This window comes from Mesorhizobium sp. M8A.F.Ca.ET.207.01.1.1 (genome assembly GCF_004794715.1).
Taxonomy (GTDB): domain Bacteria; phylum Pseudomonadota; class Alphaproteobacteria; order Rhizobiales; family Rhizobiaceae; genus Mesorhizobium.
This window is the reverse complement of the sequence record NZ_SRUS01000118.1, coordinates 1-419: the sequence shown is the minus strand read 5'-3', so window position 1 is coordinate 419 and position 419 is coordinate 1. Positions and strand designations below refer to the sequence as shown.

Below are 419 nucleotides of genomic sequence, written 5' to 3'. Positions count from 1 at the left end.
GCTTCCTGGCCGCCTGCGCGCAGCACGACCAGGCCGCCCGCGGCCTGGAACAGCTGGCGCTGGAACTGCTGGAACGTGGCGCGGACCCGTTCGCAGCCTCGCCGGCCGGTGACCCACCGCTGTCGCTGGCGGTACGCCTGGGCTGGCTGCGCCTGCAGCAGGCCCTGCTCAAGGCGGGCGTCGATCGCGAGGCGCGCGACAGTCATGGCATGACCGCACTGCACCTGGCCACCGCGCTGGCCCGCGAAGGCGCACTGAAGCTGCTGGTGCAGCACGGTGCCTCGCCGGAAGCGCGTGCTGCCGACGGCCAGACACCGCTGGGCGTGGCGCTGTCGATCGGCCGCCGCGATCTGGCCGACTGGCTGGACTGGCGGGTGTGGCCGCTGCCGCGCCGTACCCTGCGCGAAGCGGATCTGCCG

The 419-nt window shown here is 74.2% G+C and carries 1 protein-coding gene; it reads left to right on the top strand.

What is annotated here, in order from left to right; genetic code table 11:
• On the top strand, positions 1-419 hold a 419-nt coding region (locus tag EN850_RS33750), incomplete at both ends, for an ankyrin repeat domain-containing protein (RefSeq protein ID WP_189591288.1).